This window comes from Proteus terrae (genome assembly GCF_003144325.1).
Lineage (GTDB): Bacteria > Pseudomonadota > Gammaproteobacteria > Enterobacterales > Enterobacteriaceae > Proteus > Proteus terrae.
The window spans coordinates 60,804-81,799 of record NZ_PENS01000012.1; the positions used below are offsets into that span (position 1 = coordinate 60,804).

General features: G+C 39.0%; 18 protein-coding genes. 13 read left to right on the forward strand and 5 right to left on the reverse strand.

Annotated elements, in window-relative coordinates; all coding sequences use genetic code 11:
- Positions 1-10: 10 nt before the first annotated feature.
- A complete protein-coding gene (locus DK857_RS13085) occupies positions 11-784 on the reverse strand; it encodes an electron transfer flavoprotein FixA (RefSeq protein ID WP_109402393.1) in 774 nt (257 codons plus the stop codon).
- A 600-nt stretch (positions 785-1,384) separates the two neighbouring features.
- On the opposite strand from DK857_RS13085, the gene caiT reads away from it, so the two are divergent.
- From caiT to caiE, 6 genes are all read left to right on the forward strand, one after another.
- Positions 1,385-2,899, forward strand: a complete 1,515-nt coding sequence (gene caiT / locus DK857_RS13090) for an L-carnitine/gamma-butyrobetaine antiporter (RefSeq protein WP_098941839.1) — start codon at positions 1,385-1,387, stop codon at positions 2,897-2,899.
- Positions 2,900-2,940: 41 nt separating this feature from the next.
- Positions 2,941-4,083, forward strand: a complete 1,143-nt coding sequence (gene caiA, locus DK857_RS13095; protein ID WP_023582983.1) for a crotonobetainyl-CoA dehydrogenase — start codon at positions 2,941-2,943, stop codon at positions 4,081-4,083.
- A 69-nt stretch (positions 4,084-4,152) separates the two neighbouring features.
- A complete protein-coding gene (gene caiB / locus DK857_RS13100; protein WP_109402394.1) occupies positions 4,153-5,373 on the forward strand; it encodes an L-carnitine CoA-transferase in 1,221 nt (406 codons plus the stop codon).
- 73 nt (positions 5,374-5,446) lie between these two features.
- On the forward strand, positions 5,447-7,003 hold the full coding sequence (caiC, locus tag DK857_RS13105) for a crotonobetaine/carnitine-CoA ligase (protein WP_109402395.1): 1,557 nt from the start codon (positions 5,447-5,449) through the stop codon (positions 7,001-7,003).
- Between the two features lie 76 nt (positions 7,004-7,079).
- On the forward strand, positions 7,080-7,865 hold the full coding sequence (gene caiD / locus DK857_RS13110; RefSeq protein WP_098941836.1) for a crotonobetainyl-CoA hydratase: 786 nt from the start codon (positions 7,080-7,082) through the stop codon (positions 7,863-7,865).
- 39 nt (positions 7,866-7,904) lie between these two features.
- On the forward strand, positions 7,905-8,498 hold the full coding sequence (caiE, locus tag DK857_RS13115; protein ID WP_109402396.1) for a carnitine operon protein CaiE: 594 nt from the start codon (positions 7,905-7,907) through the stop codon (positions 8,496-8,498).
- 73 nt (positions 8,499-8,571) lie between these two features.
- Here caiE and caiF read toward each other — a convergent pair whose 3' ends face one another.
- From caiF to DK857_RS13135, 4 genes are all read right to left on the reverse strand, one after another.
- On the reverse strand, positions 8,572-8,964 hold the full coding sequence (gene caiF, locus DK857_RS13120) for a carnitine metabolism transcriptional regulator CaiF (RefSeq protein ID WP_088494508.1): 393 nt from the start codon (positions 8,962-8,964) through the stop codon (positions 8,572-8,574).
- A gap of 817 nt (positions 8,965-9,781) precedes the next feature.
- Positions 9,782-10,444 carry a fructose-6-phosphate aldolase gene (gene fsa, locus DK857_RS13125; RefSeq protein ID WP_109394930.1) on the reverse strand — a complete coding sequence of 221 codons (663 nt, stop codon included), beginning with the start codon at positions 10,442-10,444 and terminating at the stop codon, positions 9,782-9,784.
- A 291-nt stretch (positions 10,445-10,735) separates the two neighbouring features.
- Positions 10,736-11,347 carry a lytic polysaccharide monooxygenase gene (locus DK857_RS13130; RefSeq protein ID WP_109394928.1) on the reverse strand — a complete coding sequence of 204 codons (612 nt, stop codon included), beginning with the start codon at positions 11,345-11,347 and terminating at the stop codon, positions 10,736-10,738.
- 502 nt (positions 11,348-11,849) lie between these two features.
- The gene (locus tag DK857_RS13135) at positions 11,850-12,305 is read right to left on the reverse strand and encodes a regulatory protein RecX (RefSeq protein WP_109402397.1); all 456 of its coding nucleotides are present in this window, start codon (positions 12,303-12,305) and stop codon (positions 11,850-11,852) included.
- 357 nt (positions 12,306-12,662) lie between these two features.
- Between DK857_RS13135 and DK857_RS13140 the strand changes: the two genes are divergently transcribed.
- From DK857_RS13140 to DK857_RS13170, 7 genes are all read left to right on the forward strand, one after another.
- On the forward strand, positions 12,663-13,646 hold the full coding sequence (locus DK857_RS13140; protein ID WP_109402398.1) for a hypothetical protein: 984 nt from the start codon (positions 12,663-12,665) through the stop codon (positions 13,644-13,646).
- Positions 13,646-14,788, forward strand: a complete 1,143-nt coding sequence (locus tag DK857_RS13145; RefSeq protein ID WP_109402399.1) for a BamA/TamA family outer membrane protein — start codon at positions 13,646-13,648, stop codon at positions 14,786-14,788. The genes DK857_RS13140 and DK857_RS13145 overlap by 1 nt, the downstream gene beginning before the upstream one ends.
- Positions 14,788-15,942, forward strand: coding sequence for a DUF4056 domain-containing protein (locus DK857_RS13150; protein WP_109394920.1), 1,155 nt, complete (start codon positions 14,788-14,790; stop codon positions 15,940-15,942). The genes DK857_RS13145 and DK857_RS13150 overlap by 1 nt, the downstream gene beginning before the upstream one ends.
- A gap of 275 nt (positions 15,943-16,217) precedes the next feature.
- Positions 16,218-17,012, forward strand: coding sequence for a protein bax (locus tag DK857_RS13155; protein ID WP_109394918.1), 795 nt, complete (start codon positions 16,218-16,220; stop codon positions 17,010-17,012).
- Positions 17,013-17,175: 163 nt separating this feature from the next.
- Entirely contained in the window at positions 17,176-18,594 is a 1,419-nt protein-coding gene (locus DK857_RS13160; protein ID WP_109402400.1) for an MBOAT family O-acyltransferase, read from the forward strand.
- On the forward strand, positions 18,581-19,783 hold the full coding sequence (locus tag DK857_RS13165; RefSeq protein ID WP_098941820.1) for an SGNH/GDSL hydrolase family protein: 1,203 nt from the start codon (positions 18,581-18,583) through the stop codon (positions 19,781-19,783). The genes DK857_RS13160 and DK857_RS13165 overlap by 14 nt, the downstream gene beginning before the upstream one ends.
- Positions 19,758-20,990, forward strand: a complete 1,233-nt coding sequence (locus DK857_RS13170) for an SGNH/GDSL hydrolase family protein (protein WP_109402401.1) — start codon at positions 19,758-19,760, stop codon at positions 20,988-20,990. Before DK857_RS13165 ends, DK857_RS13170 begins: the two co-directional genes overlap by 26 nt.
- Positions 20,991-20,996 lie beyond the last annotated feature (6 nt).

Below are 20,996 nucleotides of genomic sequence, written 5' to 3' on the forward strand. Positions count from 1 at the left end.
ACTCCCCCTATTACTTAAGAATTTTACGTAAATGTTCTGCCAACTCAGCAATCTGATCATCGCCATCACCTTCAATAATGATGCGTTGACGTACTTTCTGTTTTGGTGCCGCCACTTTTTGCTCTGAACGCACAGTAATCGCATCCAGACCAAGATCGGCAACACTCCATTGCTGAACAGGTTTCTTGGCTGCGCCAAGAATGGCTTTCATCGAAGGAATTTGAGGTGTGTTAATGTCGGTAGAAACCGCGATAACAGCAGGTAATGGAATGGTCAGTGTTTCTATCTCATTTTCTAACTCACGTTCAACCGTAATTGAGTCATTAGAAAGAGAAACAATTTTGTTAATACCATTGATCGCAGGAACATTTAAGAATTCACCCACCAGCAAACTAACTTGTTGTGAGCTGAGATCCGCCGAGCCATCACCGCAAAGAATTAAGTCATAACCTTTTTTAGTCGCCGCCGCCGCCAATGCTACCGCTGTTTGGTAAGGCAAAGAGGATTCAAATTGGTCATCAACCACAACTACGAGTTCGTCAGCACCACGAGAAAGAACGTCTTTACGTGCTTTCGCGTTTGTCAGTGCTTTACCACCAACGCTCATTGCCGTGATTTGAATGCCATCAAGTTGAGTCTTAAGCTGATTAGCGGCTTCAATCGCATTTAAATCATATTGGCTGATTTTGGTGTTAGCACGAGAAAAATCCAGCGAACTGTCTGCGCTATTTACTGTAATATCCTGCTCGTCGGGAACACTCTTGTAACATGTAATAATATTCATTACATCTCCTGAAATTAATAAATAATGTCATTTGCTCTGGCAATGTAATATAGAATTAACACAATTAAGAGATTAAAAAATTAAACCTAGGTCACCAATATTGAACATTACTAAATAAATAACGGATAGGTTTCAATATTGCTAAACATATCACCAATATTGAAATTAGTTTTAATTGAAGTGAACAACTTTCAATATTGCTACATCGATCAACAATATTGAAAATAATAAATATAACGGTATTTAACGTTCAATATTGCCACCAAGATCAACAATATTGAAAGACAGAATATAACAACCCTATTACATACAAAGAGATAGATATAATTATCAATCAGTTATAATGAAAACGAAACGTTATAAAACGTAACATAAAATCGACAAAAAGAATAGTGTGAAGTGAATAACAGAATGGATTTCTTATAATATCCATTATTCATCATCATTAATCGATTTGTGGATTAGCCAATCAGTTTATTTATCTATTATGATGAAACACCAATAGACGAAATACTCATAAATAAACTCAAATGCTTTATTAGATATTAGGAATTAACACTACTTAAACTTCTGCGTTAAATATATTTGGAAAATTTACCTATGAGCAAAGATAATAAAAAGGCAGGAATAGAACCGAAGGTTTTTTTTCCGCCATTAATCATTGTTGGTATTTTATGCTGGCTAACGGTACGTGATCTTGACGCTTCAAATGAAGTGATTAATGCCGTATTCAGCTATGTTACCAATGTCTGGGGTTGGGCCTTCGAATGGTACATGGTCATTATGTTCGGGGGTTGGTTTTGGTTAGTCTTCGGTCGTTATGCCAATAAACGCCTTGGGGAAGATAAACCTGAATTTAGTACCGCAAGCTGGATCTTTATGATGTTTGCGTCTTGTACATCCGCTGCCGTCCTCTTCTGGGGTTCGATTGAAATATACTACTATATTTCAAGTCCTCCTTTTGGAATGGAAGCTTACTCAACTCAAGCTAAAGAAATTGGTCTTGCTTACAGTTTGTTCCACTGGGGTCCTTTACCTTGGGCAACTTATAGTTTCCTTTCTGTGGCATTCGCTTACTTCTTCTTTGTTCGCAAAATGGAAGTTATCCGTCCAAGTAGCACCTTAACCCCGTTAATTGGTGAAAAACACGTTAATGGGATCGTCGGAACCATTATTGATAACTTCTATCTTGTTGCTTTAATTCTGGCAATGGGAACTAGCCTTGGTTTAGCAACACCATTAGTTACTGAATGTATTCAATACTTATTTGGTATTCCTCATACCCTGCAATTAGACGCCATTATTATCTCTTGCTGGATCTTATTAAACGCGATTTGCGTGGCATTCGGTCTGCAAAAAGGGGTGAAAATCGCCAGTGATATTCGTACTTACCTGAGCTTCTTAATGCTGGGTTGGGTCTTTATCGTTGGTGGTGCGAGCTTTATCGTCAATTACTTCACTGACTCTGTTGGTACATTGATGATGTATATGCCTCGTATGCTGTTCTATACAGACCCAATCGGTAAAGGTGGATTCCCTCAAGGTTGGACTGTCTTCTATTGGGCATGGTGGGTTATTTACGCCATCCAAATGAGTATCTTCTTAGCACGTATCTCTAAAGGCCGTACTGTTCGTGAATTATGTTTAGGGATGGTTTCAGGTTTAACCGCAGGAACTTGGTTAATTTGGACAATTCTTGGTGGTAACACCATACAACTGATTGACCAAAATATCCTCAACATTCCACAACTGATTGAACAATACGGTGTACCTCGCGCAATCATCGAGACATGGGCGGCATTACCGTTGAGCACAGCGACAATGTGGGGCTTCTTTATCCTCTGCTTTATTGCCACTGTCACCTTAATTAACGCCTGTTCTTACACACTAGCAATGTCCACTTGTCGCTCTATGAAAGAAGGCTCTGAGCCACCTTTATTAGTGCGTATCGGCTGGTCTGTGCTGGTCGGTGTTATCGGCATCATTCTGCTCGCACTTGGGGGTTTAAAACCAATTCAAACCGCCATTATCGCTGGAGGATGCCCACTATTTTTCGTCAATATCATGGTCACCTTGTCCTTTATTAAAGATGCCAAAGTACATTGGAAAGACTGATCCGCTATACGCAAAGAATGACATATTAAGAGGTTATTAACATGGATTTTAGATTGAATGATGAGCAGGAACTGTTTGTTGACGGTGTCCGCGAATTAATGGCCAGTGAAAACTGGGAAGCTTATTTCGCACAGTGTGATCGCGAAAGTAAATACCCAGAACGTTTTGTCAAAGCCTTAGCGGATATGGAAATTGACAATCTGCTTATCCCTGAAGAGCACGGTGGCTTAAATGCAGGTTTTGTTACTGTTGCGGCAATCTGGATGGAATTAGGTCGCTTAGGTGCGCCAACTTACGTGCTTTATCAATTGCCGGGTGGATTTAACACCGTCTTGCGTGAAGGGACTCAAGAGCAAATTGATAAAATTATGGCGTTCCGCGGTACGGGTAAACAGATGTGGAACTCTGCAATTACAGAACCCGGCGCAGGCTCTGACGTAGGTAGCTTACAAACTACTTATACCCGTAAAGATGGCAAAGTTTACCTCAATGGTAGCAAGTGCTTTATCACTAGTAGTGCCTATACCCCTTACGTTGTTGTGATGAGCCGTGATTCAGCGTCTCCAGATAAACCTATCTTCACTGAATGGTTTGTGGATATGAGCAAACCGGGTATCAAAGTAAACAAGTTAGAAAAACTAGGTTTACGTATGGATAGCTGCTGTGAAATCACTTTCGACAACGTTGAACTTGAAGAAAAAGACATGTTTGGTCGTGAAGGTAACGGCTTTAACCGTGTGAAAGAAGAGTTCGACCACGAGCGTTTTTTAGTGGCACTCACTAACTACGGTACAGCGATGTGTGCATTTGAAGATGCAGCGCGTTATGCCAACCAACGTGTGCAATTTGGTGAAGCTATCGGCCGTTTCCAACTTATTCAAGAAAAATTCGCTCATATGGCGATCAAACTCAATTCAATGCGCAACATGTTATATGAAACTGCATGGAAGAGTGACAACAACTTAATCACTTCTGGTGATGCAGCTATGTGTAAATACTTCTGTGCAAATGCGGCGTTTGAAGTAGTTGATAGTGCAATGCAAGTGCTTGGTGGTGTCGGTATTGCTGGCGAGCACCGTATTTCTCGTTTCTGGCGTGACCTTCGTGTTGACCGTGTATCTGGTGGTTCTGATGAAATGCAGATCCTGACATTAGGACGTTCAGTACTTAAACAGTATCGCTAATTAATCACGAATAACTCTCTCATCAAATGATGAGAGGGTTTTCACTCAGACCACTTACGAGGTGATGCTATGACAGAACATTTACCAATGCCACAATTCGGCCCACTTTCAGGGGTTCGTGTTGTGTTTTCAGGAATTGAAATTGCAGGGCCATTCGCAGGACAAATGTTCGCAGAATGGGGAGCTGAAGTGATTTGGATTGAAAACGTTGCATGGGCTGACACCATTCGCGTTCAACCTCACTACCCTCAACTTTCTCGCCGTAATCTTCATGCACTATCGTTAAATATCTTTAAAGACGAAGGTCGTGATGCGTTCCTAAAATTAATGGAAACAACCGACATCTTTATCGAAGCAAGTAAAGGCCCTGCCTTTGCACGTCGCGGTATTACGGATGAAGTATTATGGGAACATAACCCTAAATTAGTTATCGCTCATTTATCGGGTTTTGGTCAATATGGCGATCCGCAATATACCAACTTACCCGCTTATAACACCATTGCTCAGGCTTTCAGTGGTTACCTTATTCAAAACGGTGACAAAGATCAGCCAATGCCAGCCTTCCCTTATACCGCAGACTATTTCTCAGGGATGACCGCAACCACTTCTGCGTTAGCGGCACTGTATAAAGTTCAACAAACAGGCAAAGGCGAAAGTATTGATATTGCTATGTATGAAGTAATGTTGCGTATGGGGCAATACTTCATGATGGATTATTTCAATGGTGGCGAAATCTGCCCTCGTATGACCAAAGGGAAAGATCCGTACTATGCCGGTTGTGGGCTTTACCGTTGCCAAGATGGTTATATCGTGATGGAAGTTGTCGGTATCACTCAAATTCAAGAAATCTTCAAAGATATCGGACTTGCTCATCTGCTTGGTACACCGGAAGTGCCTGAAGGCACTCAACTTATTCACCGTATTAATTGCCCTCATGGTCAATTATTTGAAGACAAATTAGATGAATGGCTAGCTAAGCAACCCATCACAGAAGTACTCAAACGTCTTTCAGAACTCAATATTGCTAGCGCTAAAGTGCTGACTATTCCAGAGCTTGAAGACAATCCGCAATATGTCGCGCGTGAATCGATTACCGAATGGCAAACCATGAATGGCGAAACCTGCAAAGGGCCGAATGTGATGCCTAAATTCAAAAATAATCCGGGAAAAATATGGCGTGGTATGCCATCTCACGGCATGGATACAAACGCGATTTTGAAAAATATCGGTTATAGCGAAGAACAAATCAGGGGGCTGGTCGATAAGGGACTGGCTAAAATCGTAAAGTAACACTGTAAAATTCAGGCCTTGTGTAGGCATAAAGCATGTCTGAATTTACAGCAAAAGATAGGGTAACAGTTTAATGGATGTGATTGGCAAACAAAACTTACGTCAGATGTGGGATGATTTGGCAGAGGTTTATGGTACAAAAACAGCGCTAATTTTTGAATCCGCACAAGGACAAGTGAGACAATTTAGCTACAGTGAATTAAATGAAGAGATAAATAGAACCGCAAATCTTTTTCATGCTGGTGGCATAAAAAAAGGCGATCACGTTGCCTTACATCTTGATAACTGTCCTGAGTTTTTCTTTTGCTGGTTTGGCTTGGCAAAAATTGGCGCTGTTATGGTGCCAATTAATGCGCGCTTTATGTATGAAGAGAGCGCATGGATAATCAATCACTGCCAAGCTCATTACGTGATCACTCGCGATAATTTCTATCCTATTTACCAACCTATGTTGCAGGATGAACAATGCCCTTTAACGCAACTGTTTTTAATAACAGAAAACAGTCTGCCTGCTGAAAAAGGCGTTATCGACTTTTTAAAAGAGAAAGCCAAGCACCCTGTTACGCTTAATCATCACACACCATTAAGTGTGGATGACACTGCTGAAATTCTTTTTACCTCAGGAACAACGTCTCAACCTAAAGGCGTAGTTATCACACACTATAACCTACGCTTTGCGGGTTATTACTCATCATGGCAAAACGCATTACGTGAAGACGACATTTATCTTACGGTTATGCCTGCCTTTCATATTGACTGCCAATGCACTGCATCACTCGCCGCATTTTCTGTGGGGGCCACCTTTGTATTGTTAGAAAAATACAGTGCCAGAGCCTTTTGGAAACAGATCCTTAAATACCAAGCAACGGTCGCGGAATGTATTCCAATGATGATGAGAACCTTAATGGCTCAACCTGTTTCATCAGAAGAAAAGCAACACAAATTACGTGAAGTGATGTTTTACCTCAATCTTGCTGACGAAGAAAAAGATGCCTTCCTTGAACGCTTTAACGTGCGATTACTCACCTCTTATGGCATGACAGAAACCATTGTTGGTTTAATTGGTGACAGACCCGGCGATAAACGCCGTTGGCCCTCAATTGGTAGACCTGGTTTTTGCTATCAAGCTCAAATCAGGGACAAACAAAATAATGAAGTCCCTGATGGAGTTGTAGGTGAAATTTGCGTAAAAGGCGAACCCGGAAAAACTATTTTTAAAGAGTATTACAACCGACCTGATGCTACAGCAAAAGCCTTAGAGCCTGATGGTTGGTTACATACTGGTGATTATGGTTATCGTGATGATGAAGGCTTTTTCTATTTCGTTGATCGTAGCTGCAATATGATCAAACGCGGTGGAGAGAATGTCTCTTGTGTTGAGATTGAAAACATCATTTCTTCACATCCTAAAATTCAAGATGTGGCTGTAATTGGTGTCCCTGACAACATTCGCGATGAAGCGATCAAAGCATTTGTTGTACTGGTTGAAAATGAGACCTTGAGTAAAGAAGAGTTCTTCCATTTCTGTGAGCAAAATATGGCGAAATTCAAAGTCCCCTCTGAAGTTGAATTTAGAGATGGCTTACCTCGTAACTGCTCAGGAAAAGTGATTAAAAAGCATTTGAAATAAGACATAGGTAGGTTTAACCACAAATTAATAACCTCAATCATAAATGCTTATTTTTGATGACGAAAAGGAATACAACATGAGCCAGTCATTACACCTAACAACTCGTGGTTCAGTACTTGAAATTGTATTAGACAGACCAAAAGCGAATGCTATTGATGCGAAAACAAGCCATGAAATGGGCGAAGTTTTTCTGCGTTTTCGTGATGATCCTAACTTACGTGTCGCGATTATTACAGGTGCAGGTGAACGCTTTTTCTCTGCAGGATGGGATTTAAAAGCAGCGGCTGAAGGTGAAGCACCTGATGCTGACTTTGGTGCTGGTGGTTTTGCGGGTTTAACTGAGCTTTTCAATCTGGATAAACCTGTCATTGCTGCGGTTAACGGCTATGCTTTTGGTGGTGGTTTTGAATTAGCACTTGCTGCCGACATGATGGTTTGTTCAGACAATGCTTCTTTTGCTTTACCTGAAGCACAGTTAGGTATTGTACCTGACAGCGGCGGTGTTCTGCGTTTACCTAAACGTTTACCACCCGCTATCGTCAATGAGATGTTGATGACAGGTCGTCGCATGAATGCCGATGAAGCGCTGCGTTGGGGTATTGCAAACCGTGTTGTCAGCTCCGCTGAACTTATGGACAGCGCACGCGAGCTTGCAGACCAAATTGCCAACAGTGCCCCACTGGCTGTTGCTGCATTAAAAGAGATTTACCGCGCTACCAGCGAACTTTCTATTGAGGAAGGTTACAAGCTCATGCGCAGTGGTGTGCTAAAACATTACCCAAGTGTTTTACATTCAGAAGACGCCACAGAAGGCCCATTAGCCTTTGCTGAAAAACGCGCACCTGAGTGGAAAGGTCGATAGTTATCGTTAATCTCGATAATACAACAAAGAGGAAAACTGATGAGTATCTACGCGTTTGAAGGTCTTATTCCTGTGGTTCATCCAACAGCTTATGTTCATCCATCTGCTGTATTAATTGGTGATGTGATTATCGGTGCGGGTGTTTATATCGGCCCCTTGGCATCACTAAGAGGGGATTATGGGCGCTTGATTGTTGAAGCAGGTGCCAACCTTCAAGACGGCTGTATCATGCACGGTTATACCGATATGGATACCATTGTTAGAGAAAATGGGCATATTGGACACGGTGCAATTCTCCACAGTTGCATTATCGGGCGTGACAGCTTAGTGGGTATGAACAGCGTGATTATGGATGGTGCAGTGATTGGCGAAGAAAGTATTGTTGCCGCCATGAGCTTTGTAAAAGCAGGCTTTCAAGGACAATCTCGGCAAATGCTGATTGGTAGCCCTGCAAAACATGTGCGGGATATTACTGATAATGACATGGAATGGAAGCGTATGAACACACGCGAATATCAAGACTTGGCTGTTCGTTGTCGTCAAAATTTAGTTGAAACTACGCCATTAACTGCACCAGAACCTAATCGCCCGCGTTTACACGGTACAACAGATGTAAAGCCGAAAGGTCAGTAACAAACTACGACAGGCGTTGTGAGCGCCTGTCGTCATTATTCAAATTATTTAGCATGAAAGGAAGTCACGTAAATTAGCGACGTTGAGATTTTGACAACATCCATTGCCATTTTTGCTCATGGTTCAATCCATGAGGGATCATCGCTGCTAATTTTTCAGGAGAACTTTGACTACTTTTTTCTTGAATATGGCCTTTTAAACGTGAATAAACTTGAGGATCAATATGACTGACTTTGATCATCCGTTGGCACTGACAGCCTCTACCTTCTAGTTGGTTAGGTACACTTTTCGTTTCACACTCAATTTCTTTTACATCAGAAAGAATGTAAGAAACGATATTAATTGCATTGCATTGAGGAATATCGAATTTTTTTGCAATTTCCTTTGCACTTACCCAACGTTCTTGCTCTTGAACCCAGTCAGCAATTGACAGATAGAGTGGCTTACTCATGTATTCTTCACACATAATTACTCCAATATCACAAATGAAATTTTATTTATCGCTAAATAAAGATAATAACTATATATGTTAATTATCATTGCACCGCGGAGTATCGGTTTTCCCTGTTAATTTGATAAGTTAACAGACTCATCAAAATAATACTTAGTTTATTTTTAACAACCAAACTCTTTAATTAACACGTCAGTCACAATTTATTATTTTGTTATTAAATCAAAAGTAATAACAATTAAACCGAGTAAAAACAAAAAATCAATTAAATATTAAAATATAAAACACACCATTAAAAACATGATTTATCACATTGATTTTAAAAGCATTTTAATCAACAAAATAAAAAAGAAATAGATTATATTAATAATCCATTTATAGACTAAGATTATAATAATAGATTTTAATTTAGATTGCCAGAAAGGTGGCTTATTATTAGATATAAATCAATAATTGTTTATCTTCGCTTGCTGATAGGCCTATAAAATATTCATTAGAAAAATTAAAGATTAAATAGAGTGATAGGAAAGAATTTAATTTTAATACCCATTTATCTATTATATTATCAATAATCAGACCAGATAATAATAATTATAAATCATACATCTATAATATAATCCTATAAAATTAGCAAAAATAAGCAGATGATCGCTCTATTTAAAATCACTAATAAAAGAAGATTATTTCAATAAAGATTATCTATTTATTTTCATTTAAAAATAATGAAATATTATTTCAAATAAGACTCATTTACGCTTATCTCAAATAAATATCAATTAAGCGCTATATAAATAGAATAGCGCTTGATCATATAACATCTAAGTAGATCCTACTAAAGAAGGCGACGATCAAATGCAGTTTGCCAATCATCGGCGAATCTATTTACCGCATCATCCACAACCGGAGAACGAATAATAGAGTAAGCAAGCTCAATCGGTAATGTCACTGAAGAAGCGCCTGCTAATAAACAATCGACCACTTGTCGTGGTGTTTTAAAACTCGCTGCTAGGATTTTTGTGGGTAAATTATGCATAGTAATTAGAGTTTGTAACTCTTTTACCACTCTTACGCCATCAGAGCCTTGTCTATCCATTCGATGCACATAAGGAGCAATATAATCAGCGCCTGCTAATGCCGCCATTAACCCTTGAGACACACTGTAAATTGCAGTGCCCAATACCAGCATATTTTTTTGCTTTAATTGTTTAATAGCGACAAGCCCTGCTTCTGTAACAGGAATTTTAATCACGGTATTATCCGCAATATTTCCGATACGCAATGCTTCTTCAATCATGGTATCGACATCACTGGCAATGACCTGTGCAAATACCCGACCTTTACCACCCATAGCCGCTTTTAACTCAGGTAACAACGTTTCAATATCTTGTGCTGATTTAGCAATAATAGACGGATTGGTAGTGACACCTGCAATAGGAAGAACTTGAGAGAGTTTTCTGACTTCTTCGATATCCGCTGTATCTAAATAAATTTCCATAATCGCGCCTCAATAATGTTGGTTTTTAAGCTAAATAATTATAGGTATAACGTAAAAAGTAGCATTGTGCGCGATGGATTTCTAGTGGTTCCAATAAAAATAGCGCCCGAGTAGAGGCGCTATTAATTAAATAACAATAATAAATGATTATAGTTTCTAGTTAATAAAAAACACTAACTCTGATCCAAATTTAGAATTCGGATTTATGATCTATTTATAATTTAAAATAAATAAGATTGAGTACAATACCATTATTGATATTAAATAATTTCTTCTATTACGTTAAATTGATTATTTTTTAAAGTCAGCATCAATGACTTGATAAAATGCATTGCCTGTATCTGCAATATTCCAAACGCCTAAAATAACCTGATAACCTGAACGTTCTGGTATATTACAGTTTAATTCTACGGTTGCTGTTGGTATTTTCCCATTATCATCTTGTTGGCAAAATGGTGTTAAATCAAAATCAGCACGAGTCAGTGGTTTATTTACATCCCACTCTGGTTTGGTAATAAAGAATTGCCATGAAGCTGTACTGTGTTTAGCGGTTAATGTCCATTTAAAGGTATTTTCTCCACTTTTCATTGCTACTTTATGCCAGCGATCAGCACTTTGTTCATTTAAAGCAGAAAAAGCCTCTTTTCCACCACTAGCAATTTGACCATCAGCAGGCCCATCGTTAGGAAAGCCTTTTAGCCCTTCAATTGATTGAGGTTCATACTGTATTGGACCACAATCTTTATTTAAATTTTTCCCTTTTGCTGAACAAAGAAAAGCTCTGCTCGGAGGGACATCAATATAGCCATGTTTTAACGTCACATCAGCTGACGCTGTTGAAATAAAACCCGCTGATGATAGTAATAATGTTGCAGTGAATACCATAAGTTTATTTTTCTTCATAATAAAGCCTCATAATTATTAATAAGTGTTTTTAAATATAATGATTGCATCAATCACAATATATACTAGTCAAAAAAAGATAATTAAACATGCATTTATTTATATTTGTGAGCAATATCGCGGTTTATTTTAATATTAAAATGAGACTAACACGGTAATTTAATATTTATTAGATATACAATTTATTGTAGAAATAAAAATAAAGAAATTAAAAATAGAAAAAAATGACTAAACATAAAATAGATTTCCCTATTAAAAATTATTACTTTCCATTGCCTAAATAATTTAAAATAAGTATTTATTAATAACAATATCACCTTAAGTTAAATATCATATATATAAGAAAATAACCCCGTAAGAAAAGAGTTTGATCTTATTATTTTATTTTTTACGCTTGACTCCCCCTATAAAAACATCAAGTCGATTGATTTATATACACAAGAATATCTATTTTACATAATGATAAAAATAGCTGATATTGCAATGACACTACGTTAATCAATTAAAACAGCGAATTGATATAATCAGAGGTAAATCCACGATATTGTAGATAGCGAATTTGCTTGGCTCTCTCTTTAAAATCTTTGGGTTTAGCTGTACCGAATTTTTTCTCTTTAAGATTTTGGCAAAGTGCGTACCAATCAGTATCTGTTTCTTCTAATACACGTTCAATAATTTCGCTAGGAAATCCTTTTAGGCGTAACTCTTGGCGAATACGTAACGGCCCATAGGATTTATTTAAATAACTGCGAAAGAAACTATAAATAGTTCGATTGTCATCGAGATACTGACTTTCAAGTAAACGTTCGATCACTTGAGGCAAACATTCGGGAGCCGTCGGTGAATCTTTCTCAGTTTCACGAATTCGGCGTTCAATTCGACGTTGCAATTCGTTTGTACTGTAATCACGACGAGACAGCATAAAAATAGCGTACTGATAAAGCTCTTGATAAGTCATAACGTTCCTTTATTAAAAGAGTCCATATAAGGCAACTATTATCATAACGGTTTATCACCGAAATAGCTTATTTCGATGTTAATTTCATCAGTAATATCGAGAGAAATAAAACAGTAATAATTAAAAGAAGAGTTATCATTCCTTTTTTATAATTTTAATCGACTAGTTTTATTAAGGTTTTCTTAGGGAAAATAGGGGTATTTACTTAATAATCCCTTAATAATACTACAATAATGCGAAATGCAAGTATCAATTACTGTATATCGCACTTATAGCTGGTGATCATTAATAAGAAAAAGATTAAAATTTCTGACTATTCTTTTACTACTTACTTTTTTAATTTTCTGTGGGTTATGTATGAACTTTTCCAATTTAAATAAGGTGGTATTAACCACCTCTCTTCTTGCGACTGGCTTTTCTTACGCGGATAGCGATCGCCCAATGCTTTCTTTAAGTGTTAGCCAATCCGGTGGTACTGCTTTAAATAATGAAGGTTCATTAGATACTCGTACCCCAGCAAGCCAATCTCGTGTTTTACCCATTTGGGGCGATGAAGCTCGTGCCCGCGGTTATGATATTCCAGAGCCTTTTGGTATTGGTTATAACTATATGAATCTACGTCAGGACGTGGTTGTTGATAAAATCGGGTTTAGTTCTAATAACGCAGTTATACAGGGGATCCTTTCACAATTACTTATTGATGTTGGACATACGCGTAGTAGCAATGAATCTCATATGCTAAAACTCGATACTTGGGTTTTCCCATTTATGAATGTTTATGGGATTTATGGTAAAACCAAAGGAACATCTACAGCTCAATTAAAATCTATTGGTTTTGGCGCTCCTCTTGCAACAGATGTTCCTTTTAATTTGGATTATGAAGGTAAATCTTATGGTGGTGGTTTTACTTTAGCGGGAGGTTATAACCAATTTTTTGGTACTTTTGACTTAAACTATACCAAAACCAATCTTGATATCCTTGATGGGGATATTAAAGCGCTCGTGATCACGCCTCGTGTAGGTTATGAGTTTATTTTTGAACCGCTAATTACAGGGCAAGGTAATACCAAATTACAAGTGTGGACGGGTGCAATGTATCAAGATATTACCCAGCGTTTTAAAGGTGATGTAAGCAAACTTAGCCTTCCTGGCGAAATTGAAAAACCATGGATGAAACCTTTTATGAATGGAATGAAATTCGACGTTGAACAGCATCTTGCCCATAAATGGAATCAAATTTTAGGGGCGCGTTTAGAAGTGACACGTAACTTTAATGTGATCACCGAAGTAGGTTTTAATAATCGTAATAGCTTCCTTATTTCAGGTGAGTTCCGTTTTTAATGGTTAAATACCCTTTTATTTTTGGGCTGGTATTTGCCAGCCTATTCACTTCACACACAGCACAAGCACAACTCTTTCCCGATAGACAACAAATAGACCAATGGCTAGTTGGATTAGGGGGAGAAAATAACTTTGACCGCAGTAAAACTATCGACTGGGGCGTATTACCGGGCCCATTTTATACGCCAGAGCTAGAATTGGGTGTAGGTATCGCCCTTGTTGGTCTTTATCAAGCGGATAGTCGCCCTGATAGCAAAATCTCGTCTCTTTCGTTAAGTGGCTTTGGTTCATCAACTGGTGCTTTCGGTATGACCTTTAGCAACTACACTTATCTGGCTGATGATACATGGCGCTTTTATCTCACTGGAACACTAAATAATGTCCCCACTAATTATTGGGGAAAGGGTTATCACGAAGGGCGTGTAAAAGATCATTTCGGCGAATTTCGCTCTCAAGAATTGCGTCTAACCCCCACGTTATTGCGTCAAATTACCAAAAACACCTATATAGGATTAGGGTGGGATTACTCCAATCTACAAGCTGCCGCTCCCGACTATCCCTTTAAAAACTATATGAATGCACATGATTTACCTTTACGTTCAACCAGCTCGGGAATAACGGCTCGCTTTACTTATGATAGTCGTGACTTTTTGCCTAATGCTTATCAAGGTCAGGCTTTTGATATCAGCTATACCCATTATTCACCGGATACGGGCAGTAATAATCGTTTTAATGCGACGCAGATACAATATAACTACTATTATCCTTTAAGTGATAATGCGGTATTAGCATTTGATAGTTATGCTCGTTTTACATCAGGTGATGTGCCTTGGAGCCAATTATCTAAACTCAGTAATGGTCACCAAATGCGAGGCTATTATGAAGGGCGATATCAAGATAATCATGTGTTTTCAACCCAATTAGAATACCGCCAAAAACTCGATTGGCGTCATGGCATTGCACTTTGGGTTGGTGGTGGTACGTTAAGCGACCAAGCGCGTGATTTAGGTAAAAGCCATTGGCTACCGAGTGTCGGTGTGGGTTATCGATTTGAATTTAAACCACGTATGAATGTGCGCCTCGATTTTGGTATAGGTAAAGAAAGTACAGGATTCTATTTTCAAGTAGGTGAAGCATTTTGATGTTTAAGCGGTTTCTTTTTATCAACACCTTTGTCTTCTTCTTATTTATTGCAGGTTGCACTCAAGTCACTCCTGTAAAATCTCTGCATGCCAATCTTGATAGTGTTACCGATGAAGAAGCAACACAGCTTTGGCAAACCCCCACACCATTAACCGCACCCAACGGCTTAAGACCTTGTTGCGCCTTTGGTTACGACTTAAAAGTTAAAGCGTTCGAAATCCCTATTCCTTTTTATCGTATTGATAACGTTGTTGAGGCCTCAGCATTGGGTAATCATCGTTATAACGACAGTTTTTGGTTAGGTGCAGGTGCAGTATTGGGCTTAGGAAGTGAAAAATCTGGCTTAATTTATTCTCATAAAGGGGGATTTCTTGATATCGCCCATATTCGTGATACGGCGGATTATACTTATTATCTTTTTAGCCATATCTACCCAAAATTAGGGCAAGAGTGGACGCTAACGCTAAGTGATGAGTTGGCACAACGTAAAATCCACTTTAACGCATTCACGCCACCTAAAAACGAATTAGAGCGTTACACCTTAAGTGCCTATCTTGCCGCACACCTCGGTTATCGCCTTGCGGTATGGCATGAAATTGCACAATGGTATGGTTTTCGCTCTGTACCAGGCTTTTCAGAAGGTATTTCTGCCTTTTCACCCGAAGATCTCTATTCCAACTTAATTGGGGCAAGGCTTTCTCTTACGCTTATCTTAAAGGGTCATGCCACCAGCCTTGAACAATATAATCAATCAATGCAAGGTATTATTCCCTCTGCGCTCTACCAATTAGAGGCTCAACCTCGCCAATTAACGCAACAATGGTTTGATGTGATTGATGGGCAATGGTGGGATAGTCAGCAACGTGTACCTGATAAATTCTTAGTTTTATTGCGTGATTATCATATCTCAGACCAACGGTATCCAGTGTTACCTTTCGAGGAAATAACGCCCCCTCACTACCTCACTTTACCTAGTGCTTATTCTGGTTACGTTTTAGAACAATTAGCAGAATTTCAGCTTTGGCCAACAAAGGAAATGGGAAATTTACCACATCCTAAAACCTACTGGAGTGAAGTGGATTTTACTGATTTAACAGAAAAAGCGCGTGAAATTGATAATAAAACTAGACCAAAAACAACAAAAAATGACTAAATAACAAACAAAATTGACACATTAAAAACGCTTAATTTTACTAAATTTAGGTTAAGTCATACCTTTTTACATAAGATAAATTTAAGTTTACGTCAAAAAAGCATTTTTTGTTAAAGGAGAAAAGCGATTATAAAACGTGGCTTTCCAGTAAACCTTATACATTTATTTAACAAATCACTCGTAGTTATCCTAATGTGAGGCGATATTTTGTAGCTATGAAAAAAGTAATTTGCTAGTATTCGTTCGATTTTTATCCAGTTAAACGAGGAGAAGCAATGCCCTCTCAATTGATGAGGACAAGTGCCGTCTTCGCTTTCTTGATTTCACTACTATTTACTGGTGTAAGTTTTGCTTCAACCAGTACCAGCAGTTCCCAGATACTGCAGGCGTATTCTTTCAAAAGCACGTCAACACCGTTGCCAGATTTGAAAAGATACCCTTCGGGAACACAGCGTAAGAAAGCGTTTTTAAATGTCATAGTTCCTATTATTGACAATGTTAATAATAAGATTTTGAGAGATCGTGAGTGGTTAACCGCTCAACGTAAAGCCCAGCACTGGGGCAGCGCAGATTTAAAAAAACTGCGTGAAATCTGTCAATACTATGGCGTCACATGTACCAGCCCTAAAAAAGTAAATTGGGATTCGTTACTGACTCGCGTTGATATTATTCCGACACACTTTGTCGCAACGCAAGCTGCAACGGAATCAGGCTGGGGAACATCGAAGTTGGCACAACAAAATAATAATCTATTCGGTATGCGATGTGGGAGTCAGTCTTGCAATAACGTTCCAGGGAAAACCAAAGGCTATGCAGCCTACCCTGATATTGAAGGCTCAGTGATTGCTTATATGCGTAATCTTAATACGCACCGCGCCTATAATTCATTGCGCTCCTCAAGAGCACAGCAAAGAATGACGCAGCAACAACTCGACTCTCGCCAGTTAATCACTGACTTGAAAGGTTACTCAGAATTGGGTTCAAGTTATAACGATTATCTGACCGAAATGTTCGACTCAAATAAAAAGCTGATCACCCAAGTTCAGTTACAGTCGAAACAAGATAGTTAAGCCTTTGCAGGCTTTCATCTGACAAAAAGCCACTTTTCTTTCTAGAGAAAAGTGGCTTTTATTTATCACAAGATAATCTTTTGATTGAAAGCCTGCTTAGAATTCATAATATATGGGGTAACACGTTTGGTATGACTTTTAAATCACACCCTTAGAGCCCTTTATGAATTTTTTTTCATTCGAGTTTCTCGGAGCCTTTGTTAGTTTTTTTGTTCTATACTGGCTCTTCAAAAAGCACGTTAAGATCCAAAATATCCTACTGATAACAGTAAGTTATGCTTTTCTCTTTTATGCGGATTATCGTCCTGCGATTATCTTATTAAGTTATACTCTCTTTATTTATTTACTGGCGAATATATTAACTAAGTACACATCCTCTAAAATTATATACTGGCTATTAGGATTATTAGTTGCGATCTATTTTACTGCCTTTAAATATTACTCATTCTTCCAAGAAACGCTGACACAAGCATTCCAACAATGGGGACTCAGTATTGAGCTGCCTCTTATTGAGTTGCTTGCGCCATTAGGACTCTCTTTCTATATTTTCCATTCGGTAAGTTATGTGGTTTCTGTTTGCCGAAAAGAGATCCCTAAAGCACCGTTTTTGGATGTCGTTCTTTATTTATGCTTTTTCCCAAGCATAGTCGCGGGGCCAATTAATCGCGCTAAAGAGTTTCTTCCACAAATTCAGGCTCCAACACGAAAAATCATTGATTATAAAGGGGCGATAATGCTGATTGTTTTAGCTATCGCAAAACTCTTTTGGTTAAGTGGTTGGTTCTCAACAAACTATGTTGATCCGGTATTTAATGCGCCCGATTTAGCGCAAAGCGGACAAGTGCTGACGGCGATTTATGCCTATGCATGGCATATCTATTTCAATTTCTCTGGTTACACTAATCTGGTTACAGGTATTGCCTTATTGCTGGGCTTTGTTGTCCCTCGCAACTTTAATGCGCCTTATTTAGCGATAAACTTAGCTGATTTCTGGCGTCGCTGGCACATCAGTTTATCTACCTTTATTCGTGATTACGTCTATATTCCTTTAGGGGGGAATCGTAAAGGGGTGATGAGACAAAACTTTAATGCCTTTGCCGCGATGGTTATTTCTGGATTATGGCATGGTGCTGCTATGACCTTTATTATTTGGGGGGCTATTCACGGGATTGGAGTCGTGTTATTAAATATTAAACACCGTCTTCTCCCAGCGAAGAAAAATGCCCCACCAAGTGCTTTATCGTCATTAAATATGTTGTTGTCATGGATAATCACATTCCACTTTGTTTGCTTTGCTTGGATATTTTTCCGCAGCCAAACCGTGGGAGATGCTTTAGTTTTAATACAGCAACTCTTTAGTGTAGGTGCTTGGGCGTCATTACAAGCTGAAGGCTTAACCCTCTTTATGTTCTGGGGACTTTTCTTACTTTACCCTTGTTTTGTTACATTAAGGGATATTGTGGCTCGTCTTGAAAAAAGAGTGCCGTGGTATGTTTATCCACTACCACTTGCGTTGATCCTCACGATTATTTTCATGTTGTCTCCAGATGGGGTGCCAGGATTTATTTATGCCAGCTTTTGATTTCTGCTCAAACTTAAAAAAGACAGCAAAAGTTGCCTTAATGGTGCTATTCAGCACCCTCTTTCTGATTTGGCTAAACCAAACATCACTAGAGCGTTTTTGGCAACAACAATATCATCGCCCTGCACCTTGGTCTGGGCTTTCTCACTATTATGCTTGGCAAGTGGGTGGACAACTGCGTGATGGCGTATTCGTTGCGGTAGAAAGCTATGGAGATTACCTACAAGTTAATCATCCTGATAATCAGGCTAAACCAATAGTGCAAACCTCAGCCCCTGAGCAGCTTCCTGAAGGCTTTGCTGTTGGCTTACACTTCTTTAATGGATACACACGCCCAGCGACTCAATTAACGCAACGCTTTCCTCAATTATTAGAGCGCAAACAAGCAATGGGTGGATTACCTTACCATTCTGTTACTGACGTCTCTGATGCGGCATTAGAAGCCTTAAAACCTATCGTCCCAAAAACAGAAATTATCTTATCACCAGAAGATAAAGTGTTATTTGCAGGCGATTCAATGATGCAAGGTGTTGCCCCTTTACTTAAACGTCAACTGCAAACGGATTACAACATCAGCAGTATCGATTTAAGTAAACAAAGTACAGGACTTGCTTATCCACGCTTTTTCAATTGGCCACAAACTATTGCGACACGTTTAGCCAGTGACGACTCCATCAAATTATTAGTGGTCTTTTTAGGCCCTAATGATCCTTGGGATATGCCGCCTGATGGCGGAGGACGCTACTTAAAATTTGCCAGTGAAGCATGGGAATCTACCTACCGATCACGTATTGCAGGCATTATAGAAAATGCGAGACAGAATAATGTCACGGTGATTTGGGTTGGGCCTCCTAATATGCGTAAACAGAAGTTATCTGAAGGTATGGCATATCTTGATAAACTTTACCGTGAAGAAGCTGAGAAGATGGGCGAAATTTACCTTTCCGTCAATGATATGTTTAAATATGAAAAAGATATTTATTCTGATTATATGGGTGATGGCAGCAGTCGTGTTAAGTTAAGAGCCGGTGATGGCATTCATTTTAGCTTAAAAGGTCAGCAAATTATTGCTCAACACGTATTCTCACGTATTCATCTTCAAGAAGAAATTAAAGAAGATAATGCAGTCGATGATGTAAAAGATAAAAACACGGTTATTGTAAATGAAACAAATAACGCACATCCTTGAGCGTAAAACTTTAGTCAGTAGCTCAATCATACTGACTTTAGTTTCGCTCTTAGTTGCTTGTAACCAAGACACTGAAAAAACAGTAAAGCTCCCAACACCCACAGTATTACCTGCTGATGGTTCAAGACAGCTTTATAACTACCATGATCCCCATTTTGCGGGCTTTGTTAAGAAATTACAGCAAGGTCGCCAAACTGTGCATATCGTTCAGTTAGGGGATTCTCATACTGCGGCTGATTTTTTCAGTGGTAAGTTGCGTGAACGTTTTCAGGCTGACTATGGTAATGGCGGTATTGGTTTTATCCCTCCGACGAATATCGCAGGCCAGCGTATTGCGAACGTACAATACCAAAGTGACAAAAAAGCTTGGGCACTGCTTTCAAGCAGGAAAGATAGCGATCCTGATTTCCCATTAGGAGGTTTTATTAGTGAACCTCAAGCTAAATGGGCAAAATTACAGTTATCTGAAAACCCAGTAACTCAGCAGCGCTATCAATTACAGGCACTTTATAAAACACCAACGACAGCGCAAGTGAATGTACAGTCATCGACAAGTAAAGTTCTTTCACTATCGCAAACACAAGGTAAATGGCAATTTTCGGATCCAACAGCCATGACATTCCCCGTCAGCATTACAGTTAGCAAAAATCAGCCGGTTAAATTAGGCGGTTGGTTGATCACCAATCAACAACCTGGCGTCATGCTTTCCTCATTAGGCATTAACGGTGCCACTATTAACATGATGGATAAATGGGGCGTACAGTGGACTGAAACGTTAGGACAATTACATCCTGATATGGTTATTTTGGCTTATGGTACAAACGAAGCCTTTAATGATACTTTCGATTTAAATGCTTATCGCCAGCAACTTACAGATAAAATTCGCCAAATTCGCCAGCAAGCCCCTAATAGCGCTATTTTATTAATTGGGCCGTCTGACTCAATCAAAAATAAAGAAGCCCCTGACTGCCGTTCACAACAGCCTCAATGGCTAAGTGATATAGTCAGAATTCAAAAGGAAGTTGCCCAACAAGAGAAAACGCTGTTCTGGGATTGGCGTGACTATATGGGTGGAGAGTGCTCTATAAAAGCGTGGGCATTGTATGATTTAGCAAGACCTGATGGTGTTCATCTTTCTCGTGAAGGTTATGAAAGCAGTGCCAACACACTTTATAGCCAATTGAACACATTAATGAACAAAGGCTAGTTCTCT